We start from the raw sequence: 13,733 nt of genomic DNA on the forward strand, positions 1-13,733 counted from the left end.
AATGAAATTCTAATTTAACTCTATAAAACAAATTGTTCAATCCTTCGGCTCAAGTTATTTTAGAAAGCACATCCAAACGGTGATTTCACCGCCCAAAACAAATAAAAAATCAGAGATTAAAATTCATTTTACACCCATGTGTGTTATTTTTGTGTATAGCTTTAACATAGTACAAACAATCAAATCACAGAAAAAGATCCTAACTTGATTTATATTGATACATACAACCCCATTAAATATCAATCTATTCATATTAAAGAATATCATTAATGGTTTTTTAAAGAAATTAAATTTAATGGAATCTATTTCATATAATAATAACTATTGATAACGTTTAATTAAAAATAATCCACAACCAAACCCTTTACTTTTACCAATACCTTGATAAAGAGTTTCTAAAAAAAGTTGAGGATCGGTAACCGTTAAAATTCCCTCAAAATCAACACTAGTAAAAGTGATTGGGTTCATACCTGTTCGTTTATGGAGTTGATGTTGTTTTGTTCCGATAACATCGCAGCGAACCTGTTTTTCATTATTTTGAAATAGAGAAAATCCTCGATTTTCACTCTGTTTAATCAACCAATTTAAAGCAGCTTCATTTTGGCGATTTTTTAGATCTAATTCAGATAAATCTTGTTTTTTTGCGAGATATTTTACGTTCATCATTACATCAGATCGTTTGCCTTTTTTAAAAACAACTGGATTGACGCGCAATGAAAAGGCTAACTTCATCCCTAGACTTAATTGTGGGAAATAACGTTTGGTTTCAACAAAGAATAATTCATGATCTGTTATAGGAGCAACTTCTGATAATATATAATACTGGCTAACCTTATTAGTTTGCTCCTCACGAAATAAAAATGTGCGTTTATCTTGATTGGGAAAAAGCTGCCATAACCATTGATGAATTGCATATAAACCAGCATATTGTATTTTCTTTTGCATGACATAAGGAAGCCGATTTAATTTTAAGGTAATTCGAGAAAAATACATCTATTTGCTCCTTTTTAAAAATCCCGAATATTGCAGTCGTGGCTTAAACTGCCAACGAGTACGGTTAATCGGTTGATCTTGACGAAGCTGAATTTTAGTTACTTCCAAATTGTCATAAACCTCCGCATGCTCCCAATAATATTCATCAGCATTACTTTTTAATATATTGCTAATAGCAGAATCAGATTGATGATATTGCTGATAATATCTATCTGCAAAAATAAAGGCATCACTTAACGTTCCTTCAAAAATAGTAGGTGCCAATGGTAACGCCAGTGGTGAGTTTTTTCTTCCTATATATAATGGAAAAACAGGCTGTAATAACGCTTGTTTGATTTGCTCAAGAGTATAAGGTGCTTCTTGGGTTTGAGTTATAATAATTTGATAATAAATATCATTATAATATTCTCGTTGTGAAAGTAAGGTTTCAAGTTCACGTGGATTTCGACGAATCTCATCAAATCGAGTATAAAACGTTTCTTTTTTATTTACTCTTGGCGCTTGTACTGTCTGAAAATCACTAAACCAACTGCTCTTAGCTTTAAATGGACGGATAGCAAAATGGTAATGCTGATTAAACGTATTAAGTTGCTCATCTGTGCGCCGAATGCCTAATGCTGCAGCAATCAACCCCAATAAAGCTGAACGTGAAGGAATCTCATTACTATGGCGAACTTCACCTACAGCAGGTTGCCCCCATGATGTTAATGGTGCATAAATCTGAAAAATAAGATGTTTTATCATATCTATTATCCCTTATTTTTGCATAACAAAATCTAAAGCAGCCGTTAAATTTCCTTCACCTGTTTCACTATTAAGCTTATAACGACTATCAGCGCAAGAACCATAAACTTGATCAAATTTATTGAGTTGTAACTCTAAGCGTGTAATAGCATCGTTTACCATATCCTCGCTACGTATTGGATTAAAATAAGCTACTGCTAAAGAGCGGGGTTGCTGCTTACCTTTTTCTATCAATAAATAGGAAGTATATGCTCGCGATGCAAAACTATTTTGCATACCGGTTGGAGCAACTTTAGCAGCACATTCAATTAATGCTTTTAATGTAGTATCAACTAATGTTTCATCGCCATTTAAGTTTTCCAGCAATAAGTCTCGGCTGATACACACATAAATATAAAATAATGCAGAAGCAAAGCCCCGCTCACCCAAATGTGCAGAACCTGCATCTTGCTCTTTATTATTTAAATCATCAACGGCAGTAAAAAAATCGTCCTCAATAATAACACTGCTAACACCTAAGGCATGAGATACCTGACAAGCAGCTTCAACGTTATATGCAGGACTATCAGCTAACATTCGACCAAATAGTGCAATATCAATACTACTATTTTCTTTACGTAATAATTTTACTTCTGCATCTGTTGGCTCGCGTCGTTCAGTAATGAGTAATTCCACTAATCGTTTAATAGCTTGTTGTTCATTACAACTAATATGCACTAACTGTTCAATTTCAAAATTTGTCAATGGATCTTTTGGTGACTTTTCGTTTTTAAGTTTACCAAATTGCCCAGCAATTTTAATGGCACTATTTTTAGCAATTATATCGTCAACACCTTTATTTTTCATTACTTCGTAAACCCAATCTCTTGCAAACCGACGAGATCGAATACCCATATTGTTACTTAATGATTGATTGAAACAATCCGAGGTACGCCATGCTCTTTTTAAACTTTGCGAAGAAATACGTAAACGATCACTATTACCCATTTTGGCAGTTTTAGGGCGGCCTAAATCATCACGATTTAAATTAGAAGGCGCATAAGCAGTTAATAGATGTAATTGAATAAATGTTGTCATAATCGTTATTCCTTAGATGATTTTTTAGTCGAATAGTACTCCATTGCCCAACGAACAGATAGGCGTCGAAAAGGATTAATATCAGGTGACAAATTCTGCAAACGATCATGCCACTCTTGTACCCATAAAAAGATACCATCAGCAAGTGAAAAAAGATTGATACCATTATCTCCACGAGATTTGACGGCACGAATTAATCGTCGGCAAAATTCTTCAGGTGTGCTACTGGCTTGCAATTGTTCAAAACGTAGAGGAGATAAAGTATTATGTTGCCCTCCCCTTGTTTTTTCACCTAATTGTTCAGCAAATGATTTTTTGTCATTACTTTCACTTACAAAAGCAGCAACAGCAACAAATATTGCTAGTGCTTCTTGATGGATAGATGTTGATCTTAATCCCTGCTCCTCACTAAATAACGCATCAGCTAAAATAAAATAACCGGTTTGTAATATTACCCCATAAGGTAATGATGTACGCCGGAGTTCAGCTTTTAACTGACGCCCATTATAAGAAGCTCCATTAAAACGACTTGATCTTTGTTGTAACACTGAAAACCATTCATCAATGCATCTTTTATGGCTTTCATTTAATATGATTGTCCTTTTAATTAAATTGTTTGACATACTTTTTTTCATCCCTTACATATAATTATAATTAGTATTTTATATTTTTTTAAAACGCTTAAGTTTATTGAAATCTGTCAATAATTTCTCCCTTGCTGTTATTTTTTGGGATAAAACTGATTGTTCATCTGAATAAGCAAATGCAGTTTTATCATAGGTTTGTGTAATATAATTTAATAAAGTATTAGCCCAATCAGCTAACAAATCTAATCGCCCGTTTGGATTATTTTTTTGAACGATAAGTTGATTAACTAATTGATAGAAATACGGTTCAGTATCTTTCCAGAAAGCATGATTAACAACATTGGATTGTTTATTAATAGTTTCCATAGCCTTACGTAGAATTAGTAAAGTTTCTTTACTCAATTCTAATGCTAATGAAATAAGATTTTCTAAATCATTATCCGGCTCATTTAACGCAGGGATAACAGGGAATGTGTGTTCATACCAACAACGCGCTTTCATGTTGTCAAAATCATATCCAAAGCACCACAATCTGCATTTATCCTTACCTTTTAATCTTCGTTCATCGTTGACAAAGATAATTTTAGCAGCTACAACGTTTTCGTAATTGGTTACCATACCTAACCAATCACGGTAAATTAATCCACCCGGTTGACCTTTAATCGCTAAAAGCGCTCCTGTTTTAATATCAACTCGATATGGTGTTAAAGGATGACGCCAGTTTTGATATTGAATTCCGTAATTCTTAGTTTGATAATGAGTTATTAATTGTGTCGACGTTTCACCGCACAAATCACATTCACCTTGTTTAACATGATTAAAATCAAGTTCAATTCGGCGTGGCATTCCCCAAAAGGCTTGACAATAGTTTGCTTGCTCAGGAAATACACTTAAATTTTTTGGCGGTTCACTAGTTATTGTTTTGTTTAACCACGGAAAGACAGTTTCATCATAATGTGTAGGTTTTTCGTCATCACTGAGTGGCATCACATTTAACCACAACTTTTTCCATAATGGTGCCGCTTGATTCAATTCTGGCATTAACAAAGTTGTTATTGGTCCTCCACCTCGTAAACTGACTCGATGTCCTTGACCTCCTGATGGAGCATTAGTCTGTAAAGTAAATAACGCTATTGCAGCACAGTGTGGGCATATCGCTTTGACGAAATCACGCTTAATAAAGTGATCTGTATTCTTTTTTAATGCATTTTCACCAGGACCTTCTACTAATAAACCTGATATAGGCAAATAGTTAGTGTTTAATTTATTAAAATCTTGCATAAAAGCTGGCTTAGTTGCACCAAATTGCATTGCTGTTTGAACTTGCGAAAAAGCTTTATTAAGTTCTGATTGCAAAATACCATTATCCCAATATTCAAACCACTCTTCATGATCATATGGCGAGAAAGTCGTTTGCAATAAACCAATAAGAAATTGATAACCAGCACCTTGAAAATCAGGTCGAAAATAGGCGAGATCGAAAATTGTTTCATCAGAAATTTGGCAAGGATTAATTTTACTAATATGACCATCGAAATGAATAACTGGAATCCATTTTTCGTCTAATAAAGATAAAGAAGACAAATTATACTCCTTAATTTCATCTATAATCAGCATGTTAACCTTATTCCGATTATCGGCTTTGAATTAAACTATATAATCATTTTTGAACTTATTTTCTAACCTAAAATTAAAAAGATAAGACTGAAATTCTTTTTTGTCAATTGTTTGCTTTATTTAATAGTGCCAAACTTTAATACGGAAAGAGTTTATTAGCTATTTATGTAATTCATTATCATGTTGCACAATGATTTGATCTCGATAACAAAATAAAGAGAAAAAATAAAGTCTATAATTGGTTTTACTCCACTATCGTGGATTTTTTAATCAAAGACGATTCATCTAAACAGAATTTTATAATTTTTTCCATTAAATAATTGATAGAATGCGATCTCTATTTAATTTTTTTATAAACTATAGAGTAACCGTTTTTTACATTATTGACTACATATCATTGATGATGCTCATAATACTAGGGATAGGTTAAGGTTAAGCTAAAGCTTATATTATTACAGCCAAAAATTAGCGACATAAATCAGGTTTGCCTTTATAATTGGGAAGTTAAAGTTAACCATGATAAGTATTCTTCATTAAATGAGTTTAAAGGTGATATTGAGAGATTTATGAATCCAAAACAACACAATAGCTATCCCAGCAACGATAAACAAGAAAACGTTAATCATATTGATGTAGTTCAATTTAAGATAAAGCACCCTTTAATAATTGCTATTATGCATAAATTAATTCCCTTTGCGATGCTTTGGGGCAGTTTAGTATTAATGTATGGCGTAATTTGCATGTATACCAATAGTATGGGACAAGATGAGTTTTATCGTTTTATCTTTTTTTTACGTAGCCCTTTTGTAGTTGTACTAAATTGCATTGTATTATTGATTGCTATTTTTCATTCAATAAGTTGGTTTAATTTAATACCTAAAGTTATTTTTTCAACAAGATCGAATAAAACAGCACAGGATTATTTATTCACTGCCGGCTTATGGTTGGTTACAATCGCTATTTCAATTTACTTAGTGTTATTTGTTTCAAAATAAACGGTATTTATACAATGAAAAATCAAGAAATTCAAACTACACACAAAAAAGGAAAACTTGAGAAAGGATTATTTATTTTAGGCGGTACATGGACTGCTGTCTTTTTACCCGTCATCATAATAATAATTGCGTTCATTATTCCTTTTAGCGATGCAACAACTCGTTCTTACATACTTAAAGTAACAAATACCGAAACGGGTAAATTATTTTTATTTTTCATGATTTCATTGCCAATTTGGTGCGCATTACACAAGATTATTGTGATTTTACACCATCATAAAATCTACCCAAAACGGGAAAAGATACTTACCGTTGCTCTAGCTCTTGCCTGGACTATCCATGCCATTTATATTTTGTTTGTTCGAATGTAAATAATAAGATATTTAGATATGATTCATAGCCAAAAAGCGTTATCCGGTTGGATAACGCTGATTAATGTTAAAAATTAGTAATACGTCATTTCTCTAACAATATTCGTTTGTTTATTTTTTTGATCTTCTCTTATTTTTGTTGCAGTAAGCCAATTATTTTTGTCATTAAAGGTTAAAAATTGAGTAGTGGAGTTCACTGAATTTTTACTTGCCGATAAATAAGTTGATTGTATTGCTGTTAAGCGATGATTATTATCGTATTGATATAAAAAGTTACTTTCATTTTGGGTATTGTTACTAAACTGATATGACACATTAGCTAATTGCTGTTTTTGATAATTAAATGTATAAGATGATGCACCATTTTGATCAACACCGGTAAATTTACCTTGTTCATCCACTCCTTTAAGCTTCCACTGCACCTGTTTGCTGATCAGACAATTATTAATATCATATTCATAACTATCCGTTTCAATGAAGATAAAGTCTAAAGCCTCTTTCGCTTGTTGCGACTCAACTATTTTACCTTGACTGTCGGTTTTAAATTGAATGATACTGCTTGTTTTATCGTCCAAATCTTCAATAAAATTTTCCCAACCAACGGTTGTTTTTTGCAAATATTCTGAATAAACACGTTTATTCTCATCCGTGAATAAAACATATTGGCTTTGAGTAATTAATCCATTTTGATCATAATTGAGTGTATGCTTAGCCGTTAACTCATTATGATTATTCATTCTTGTTGTTGATGTTCTAACTTCTTGTTTAATACCATGGGCTGGTAAATCAATAAAATCCAAAATTTGAAAAATATAATTATTGGCTTGAACCCTATTTTGAGTGGAATCATCACCACAACTTAAAGCCATTACAGTTGGTGAAAGTAACAACAGACAGAGTGTTATTGAACACGGTAATATTTGTTTTTGCATGACTAACCTATTAAAAAGTGATAAATATTTATCCATTGGTAATAGTAACCTAACTTCAACTATTACTTTATATACAGCTATTTTTTGCGCATTAATAAAGCATTTTCCCAATCGACTTTTTTTTCTTGTTTTTGATTACGTGAACGATCATTTTTTGGATCACTCTTATCTACTTTTTCAGCTTTATCGGCATGAATTAAGGTTTTACTTCCTCTACGAGGGGGTTTATCTAAAAATGACAGTAATGCTTTGGTATATTCATGTTCGCAAGAATAAAAAATCTTATCTCGTGAACCTTGCTCGACAATTTGAGCATCCTTCATAACAATTACTTGATGACATATTGAATAAATTAACGCTAAATCATGACTAATAAAGAGATAACTGAGCTGATGCTTTTTTTGTAAATATTTCAGTAAATCAATAATTTGCTTTTGAGTGGTGTGATCTAAAGATGAAGTTGGTTCATCTAATATCAATAATTCTGGTTGTAAAATTAGTACTCGAGCGATAGCAATACGTTGACGTTGCCCTCCAGACAATTCGGTTGGATAACGAAAACGTAAATCAGGATCGAGACCGACCTCTTGCATAATACCAATTACCGCTTTTTTACGTTCACCTTGACTCAGTTTTTTATGAGTAATTAAACCCTCGATAATAATTTGCTCAACGTTAAAACGAGGATTGAGTGACGAAAACGGATCTTGAAAAACGACTTGAATTCGACTTCTAAATGGTAATAGCTTTCTGCCTGTTAAATTTTGTATGGGGTAGCTATCAAATAAGATTTCACCTTGAGATTTAATCAATCTTAAAATAGCCAATGCTGTAGTGCTTTTTCCTGAGCCCGATTCCCCGACAAGACCAACAGTTTCACCTTGATGTACTGTCAAACCAACATTATCAACAATTCTTTTTTGTTCATGACTAAAAAGCCTTTTTTTAGTTATTACATCCACATTAAGATGGTTAACGCTAAGCAATATTCCTGGAGTTTGAGGTAAAAGAACTGGATCACCACTTGGTTCTGAATTTAGTAATGTTTGAGTATATTCGTGTTCAGAACATAAAAAAATACGTTGCTTACTGTTATATTCTACAATTCTACCTTTTTGCATAACGGCCACTTTATCAGCTAACTTTTTGACCATACCAAGATTATGCGAGATAAATAACATACTCATATTCAATTCATTTTTAAGCTCTTTAAGCAATTGAATAATCTGTGCTTGTACGGATACATCTAAAGCGGTAGTTGGTTCATCAGCAATCAATAATTTAGGATGGGTTAGAATTGCCATGGCAATCATAACCCGCTGTCGTTCTCCACCAGATAGCTGATGAGGAAAAGCAGATAATTTACTTTTTGGTTCTTTAATTCCAACACGATCAAGATATTGCAAAATTTCGCTACGAGCAGCATTAAGACGCATACCGCGATGCAATGATAGTACTTCATAAAGTTGTCTTTCAACTGTATGTAATGGATTAAGCGACACCATAGGCTCTTGAAAAATCATACTAATTTGATTGCCACGAATTTTACGAAGCTCTTTATCGGGAGCATGAAGCAAAGATTGCCCCTCAAACAAAATATCACCCGTTGGATAACTTACCTGCTCTTTACGTAATAAACGTAAAATAGATAATGCAGTCACACTTTTACCTGAACCTGATTCACCAACCAATGCAAGTGTTTCTTGTTCATTAATATTAAAACTCACATTGCTTACAACACGCAATTGTGATTGTGTATCACGTTTGAAAGCAATACTTAGATCCTCAACAGATAATAAAGTAGTACTCATTGATACACTCCCTTGTTTGGATCAAAAGCATCTCTGATTGCTTCACCAATAAAAATTAGCAAAGATAGCAAAGTTGCAATAATTAAAAAAGAGCTAATACCAAGCCAAGGCGCTTGCAAATTATTTTTACCTTGTAGCAACAAACGACCAAGAGAAGGTGAATCAATCGGTAAACCAAAACCTAAAAAATCTAAAGAAGTTAATGTAGTAATTGAACCACATAAAATAAAAGGTAAAAAAGTTAATGTTGCAACCAATGCATTAGGTAAAATATGACGAAACATAATTTTGCTGTCAGCAACCCCCATTGCTTTGGCTGCGCGGATATAATCAAAATTACGAGTACGCAAAAATTCAGTACGCACAATACCTGATAAAGCCATCCAACCAAATAACACTGTTATCCCTAGTAACCACCAAAAATCAAGAGGTAAAATACTCGCCAATAAAATAATCACAAAAAGCTCTGGTAATCCACACCAAATTTCGATAAAACGTTGCCCAATCAAATCGACTTTACCACCGTAATAACCTTGAATCGCGCCGATGATAACGGAAATAATTGTGGTAAATAGTGTTAATAAAATGGCAAAAAACATCGAAATACGAAAACCATATAATATATTTGCCAACACATCAAACCCAGCATCAGTGGTACCTAACCAATGTGTGTTAGAGGGTGATGTAGGAAAGGTACTTGGTGTATCATAAATTAACGTATTATAACTATACCGAAATGGTGGCCAAACCATCCAACCATCAGCTTCTATTTTATGCTGCACAACCGGATCTAAAAAGTTAGTTTGCGTATCAAATTGTCCACCGAATTTACTTTCAGGATAGAAATGAAAAATAGGATAATAAAAACTATCCTGATATTTAATAACAATCGGCTTATCGTTTGCAATAAAATCGGCAAAGAGGCTAATCACAAAAAAGATCAAAAACAACCAAAGTGAAAAATATCCACGCCGATTATGTTTAAACCGTTGCCAACGTTGCTGATTAATAGAGTAATTGCAGGTCATTAATTGCGTGCCTCAAAGTCAATGCGTGGATCGATCACCATATAGGACAAATCAGATAATAACTTAGTAATCAGTCCAACTAATGTAAAAATATACAGCGAACCAAAAATAACAGGGTAATCTCGTTGAATAATCGCTTCATAACCCAATAGACCAAGACCATTGAGTGAAAATATTATTTCAATAAGTAACGAGCCGGTAAATAAGATGCCAACAAAAGCAGCCGGAAAGCCCGATACAATTAGTAAAGTCGCATTACGAAACACATGATTATAAAGGATCTGCTTTTCAGTTAAACCTTTGGCTCTCGCAGTAATTACATATTGTTTACGGATTTCATCTAGAAAAGAATTTTTGGTTAGCATAGTGAGAGAAGCAAATCCACTGATCACCATAGCAATAGTCGGTAAACAAATATGCCATGCGTAATCTTTTACCTTACCCCAAAAATCAAGCTGTTCAAAATGATTGGAAATTAATCCACGCAATGGGAAAATATCCCAATAACTGCCACCTGCAAACAGCACAATGAGTAATACCGCCAATAAAAAAGCGGGTATTGCATAACCAATAGTGATTAATGTACTTGACCAGAAATCAAACATTGATCCATCTTTAACCGCCTTACGGATCCCTAAAGGAATTGAAATAAGATAAATAATTAGGGTACTCCAGAGCCCTAATGAAATCGAAACAGGCAAACTTTTAGTAATTAAACCAATTACCGATTCACTTTTAAAAAAGCTATCACCAAAATCAAACATGACATATTTTTTTAATGTTTCAAAATAACGTTCCACTATTGGTTTATCAAAACCGTACTGTTTTTCGATCATAACAACAATTTGTGGATCAAGACCACGCGATCCTCGATAATTTGACTCATTTTTATATTGTTGCAATTTTACTGCATTATTATCGATTCCCGGCAAAATTGCTTGTACTGCCTCCGGACCATTTTCAATCATGGCTAATGCTTGATCAACCGGACCACCTGGTGCGACTTGGACGATAAAAAAGTTAATCGTTAAAATTACAAACAGCGTGGGAATAATGAGTAATAATCGTCGAGCAAGATAATTAAGCATATTAATGTTTCCGATTTTTAGTCAAGCTATTTGCTTTATCTGCATCATACCACCAACTATCGATACCAATAGCGTAAGCGGGATGAACAGCTGGCTGTCCAAATTTGTTCCAATATGCATAATAAGTATTGCTGTTATACCACATTGGAATCATGGGATATTCATGAGTTAAGATGCGATCAAGTGCGCGCCCAAGAGGAATCAGTTCTGATTCATTCTCTAAGTTTCGAGTAATTTCAGCGATAATTCCGTCAATTGCTTGGTTATGTAATCCTGAAGCATTCCATGATGAATTAAGATATTCACTTCCCCAAAGGATCATTAAGTCTGATGAGGGATAATTTTTAGCGCCATAATTACGTGGCATCATATCATAATCACGCTCACGCAAACGACGTGTAAACTGAGCATAATCAAGTGACACTATTTTCATGGTGATACCTAAACGAGCTAAGTTTTTCTGAAAAGGTGTCGCATATTTAACATCATCTCCGAGATATGTAACTAGTTCAAATTCAAAAGGTTGATTGGTTTTGGCATTAACTAATTTACCTCCTTTAATTATCCATCCTGCTTGTTTAAGTAGATCTGTCGCTTTTAATAAATTATCACGATTAAATCCAAAACCATCACTTTTAGAGATATAAAAAGCATTATCGAACGACTGTTCAGGGATAATATCTTTATACTGATTAAGCCATTTTAATTCTTGATCACTTGGAGTACCTATCGCAGCATAAATAGTATTTTCAAAAAAACTGTAAGGTCTTTTGTAGCTATCGTAATAAAAGGCATGATTTAACCATTGAAAATCAAATGCTAAAGTGATCGCTTCACGAACTTTGACATCATTAAACAAATCTTTTTTCAGATTAAAAGCTAACCACTTGGTATCTACAGCAGTTTGAATTGGTTTTTCTTGTTTGATAATATCATTTGAATCAAAATATTGGCCTTGATATTGAGTAAACCAATTTTTGGGCTGCCCCTCACCACGGAGATCATATTCACCTGCTTTAAATGCTTCTAACGAAATACTACTATCCATATAGTATTCAATGCGTTTTTCATCAAAATTATTCATCCCTTTATTAATAGGTAAATTGCTTGCCCAATAGTTAGGATTGCGTTGATAAACCACATAATGTCCCATTTTATAATCGCTGATAAAATAAGGACCACTACCAACTGGTGGGGTAGTAATTGGCTCAGAAAAATTGTGATTTTGCCAAAAATGTTGTGGTATAACAGGCATATTGCCAACAAAGGATAATAATTTTTCCCTATTTGATTCAGGTAAATCGATACGCACATGGTAGTCATCGAGTGCTTTAACAGTAATATTTTGATTATATAAACGATATTGTGGAACGCCTTCTGTCATAAATTTATGAAAAGTAAATTCAACATCATGTGCAGTGATCGGTTTTCCATCTTGAAAACGGGCATTAGGATTAATGGTAACTTCAGCCCAACGATAATTATCAGAATAAGTAACGGATGTCGCAATTAGCGGATAAAAACTTGTAATATCATCCGCTAAATTCGTAAAAAGGGTATCATATAATGATCCAGAATTTTTTTCGGGTGCGCCTCGACTAGCATAACGATTGAAATTATCAAAAGTACCTAATTCGGCGAGTTTAATCGTTCCGCCTTTGGGTGCTTTTGGATTTGCATAATCAAGATGATCAAATTCATCAGGATATTTAGGCTTACCTAACAAAGAAAAAATAGTTTTATGATAGATTTTTTCAGTAATTTGAACAGGTCCTACGAGAGTAGCCTCATCATTTATTATTGTTTGGCTTGGCAAAACAGTATCAGCTTTCACCTCTATTGAAGTTGGCGATTGTGCTGGCGGATTTTCTTGAGCATTAACCGTCATAGAACAAATAGTTAACCCACTTATACAGCTTGTGATAAGTAGTGTATTCATTTTTTGTTTGAATTGGTTAATCATCCTAATGTCATTCCTGTTTAATCACTGGTATAAATATTGGTGAGTACCATTGAAATTATTGTCATCATGATTCAAAACATTTTCCCACCTATAATAGTTCATCTATTTTGCCAAACTTCAACTAAATGAGCAAAACCTAATTAATAAACTCAAAAATAAATACTAGAGTTAACATTAAAACAGATATTACATTTATTAATACTGTCTTTATGAGTCGATAAATATAGGATTTAATTCACTTACTCTTTTATAAAACTAACCTTTATGTAAATAAATTTCAGGTAAATATAACGTTTGAGTTCACATTTAAAATTATTCTCTGTATTTTTACATTCAACCGATTATAGTATTAATAGAGTAAATTATAAGCTTTGTAAGCTTTAGAAGAGAAAGCGTTTAGTAAATAACTTAACAAAACAAATAACGACGAAAATCGATTTACTTGCATAATACCTATTTAATGTAACAATAGAGTATATAATAAAATTAATTATATAAAATTATTGGTTTTTTATTTATGTCTTATA

General features: G+C 33.0%; 11 protein-coding genes and 1 pseudogene. 2 read left to right on the forward strand and 10 right to left on the reverse strand.

Annotation, left to right across the window (positions count from 1 at the left end):
* Nucleotides 1-321: 321 nt before the first annotated feature.
* From cas6e to casA, 5 genes are read right to left on the reverse strand one after another with little or no spacing between them, the layout of a single operon-like run.
* Nucleotides 322-993: a type I-E CRISPR-associated protein Cas6/Cse3/CasE gene (gene cas6e / locus J3U19_RS03070; RefSeq protein WP_267340029.1), complete on the reverse strand. Its 672-nt coding sequence runs from the start codon at nucleotides 991-993 to the stop codon at nucleotides 322-324.
* Nucleotides 994-1,737, reverse strand: a complete 744-nt coding sequence (gene cas5e / locus J3U19_RS03075; protein WP_267340030.1) for a type I-E CRISPR-associated protein Cas5/CasD — start codon at nucleotides 1,735-1,737, stop codon at nucleotides 994-996.
* A 12-nt stretch (nucleotides 1,738-1,749) separates the two neighbouring features.
* Nucleotides 1,750-2,814 carry a type I-E CRISPR-associated protein Cas7/Cse4/CasC gene (gene cas7e / locus J3U19_RS03080; RefSeq protein WP_267340031.1) on the reverse strand — a complete coding sequence of 355 codons (1,065 nt, stop codon included), beginning with the start codon at nucleotides 2,812-2,814 and terminating at the stop codon, nucleotides 1,750-1,752.
* 5 nt (nucleotides 2,815-2,819) lie between these two features.
* A complete protein-coding gene (gene casB, locus J3U19_RS03085; RefSeq protein ID WP_267340032.1) occupies nucleotides 2,820-3,437 on the reverse strand; it encodes a type I-E CRISPR-associated protein Cse2/CasB in 618 nt (205 codons plus the stop codon).
* Between the two features lie 39 nt (nucleotides 3,438-3,476).
* Nucleotides 3,477-4,985: a type I-E CRISPR-associated protein Cse1/CasA gene (casA, locus tag J3U19_RS03090; protein WP_267340034.1), complete on the reverse strand. Its 1,509-nt coding sequence runs from the start codon at nucleotides 4,983-4,985 to the stop codon at nucleotides 3,477-3,479.
* 599 nt (nucleotides 4,986-5,584) lie between these two features.
* Here casA and J3U19_RS03095 point away from each other — a divergent pair.
* Together J3U19_RS03095 and frdD are read left to right on the forward strand one after the other, a co-directional pair.
* Nucleotides 5,585-6,013, forward strand: coding sequence for a hypothetical protein (locus J3U19_RS03095; protein WP_267340035.1), 429 nt, complete (start codon nucleotides 5,585-5,587; stop codon nucleotides 6,011-6,013).
* 14 nt (nucleotides 6,014-6,027) lie between these two features.
* On the forward strand, nucleotides 6,028-6,384 hold the full coding sequence (frdD, locus tag J3U19_RS03100) for a fumarate reductase subunit FrdD (RefSeq protein WP_267340037.1): 357 nt from the start codon (nucleotides 6,028-6,030) through the stop codon (nucleotides 6,382-6,384).
* 74 nt (nucleotides 6,385-6,458) lie between these two features.
* Here frdD and J3U19_RS03105 read toward each other — a convergent pair whose 3' ends face one another.
* The 5 genes and pseudogenes from J3U19_RS03105 to J3U19_RS03125 form a co-directional block, all read right to left on the reverse strand.
* Nucleotides 6,459-7,316 carry a hypothetical protein gene (locus tag J3U19_RS03105; protein ID WP_267340039.1) on the reverse strand — a complete coding sequence of 286 codons (858 nt, stop codon included), beginning with the start codon at nucleotides 7,314-7,316 and terminating at the stop codon, nucleotides 6,459-6,461.
* 236 nt (nucleotides 7,317-7,552) lie between these two features.
* Nucleotides 7,553-9,127, reverse strand: a pseudogene (gene yejF / locus J3U19_RS03110) (microcin C ABC transporter ATP-binding protein YejF); the annotation flags it as partial.
* Complete coding sequence (locus J3U19_RS03115) at nucleotides 9,124-10,155, reverse strand: ABC transporter permease (protein WP_267340043.1); 1,032 nt, start codon at nucleotides 10,153-10,155, stop codon at nucleotides 9,124-9,126. The gene J3U19_RS03115 and the pseudogene yejF, both read right to left, overlap by 4 nt.
* Entirely contained in the window at nucleotides 10,155-11,243 is a 1,089-nt protein-coding gene (locus tag J3U19_RS03120) for a microcin C ABC transporter permease YejB (protein WP_267340044.1), read from the reverse strand. The genes J3U19_RS03115 and J3U19_RS03120 overlap by 1 nt, the downstream gene beginning before the upstream one ends.
* Nucleotide 11,244: 1 nt before the next feature.
* The gene (locus tag J3U19_RS03125) at nucleotides 11,245-13,206 is read right to left on the reverse strand and encodes an extracellular solute-binding protein (protein WP_267340045.1); all 1,962 of its coding nucleotides are present in this window, start codon (nucleotides 13,204-13,206) and stop codon (nucleotides 11,245-11,247) included.
* Nucleotides 13,207-13,733: the final 527 nt, after the last annotated feature.

This window comes from Gilliamella sp. B2828 (assembly GCF_026537125.1).
GTDB lineage: Bacteria > Pseudomonadota > Gammaproteobacteria > Enterobacterales > Orbaceae > Gilliamella.

Coding starts and splice junctions, on each gene's coding strand:
- cas5e (WP_267340030.1), bottom strand. CDS start 1,737: ATGATAAAACATCTTATTTTTCAGATTTATGCACCATTAACATCATGG.
- J3U19_RS03125 (WP_267340045.1), bottom strand. CDS start 13,206: ATGATTAACCAATTCAAACAAAAAATGAATACACTACTTATCACAAGC.
- cas7e (WP_267340031.1), bottom strand. CDS start 2,814: ATGACAACATTTATTCAATTACATCTATTAACTGCTTATGCGCCTTCT.
- J3U19_RS03120 (WP_267340044.1), bottom strand. CDS start 11,243: ATGCTTAATTATCTTGCTCGACGATTATTACTCATTATTCCCACGCTG.
- J3U19_RS03105 (WP_267340039.1), bottom strand. CDS start 7,316: ATGCAAAAACAAATATTACCGTGTTCAATAACACTCTGTCTGTTGTTA.
- cas6e (WP_267340029.1), bottom strand. CDS start 993: ATGTATTTTTCTCGAATTACCTTAAAATTAAATCGGCTTCCTTATGTC.
- casB (WP_267340032.1), bottom strand. CDS start 3,437: ATGTCAAACAATTTAATTAAAAGGACAATCATATTAAATGAAAGCCAT.
- J3U19_RS03095 (WP_267340035.1), top strand. CDS start 5,585: ATGAATCCAAAACAACACAATAGCTATCCCAGCAACGATAAACAAGAA.
- frdD (WP_267340037.1), top strand. CDS start 6,028: ATGAAAAATCAAGAAATTCAAACTACACACAAAAAAGGAAAACTTGAG.
- J3U19_RS03115 (WP_267340043.1), bottom strand. CDS start 10,155: ATGACCTGCAATTACTCTATTAATCAGCAACGTTGGCAACGGTTTAAA.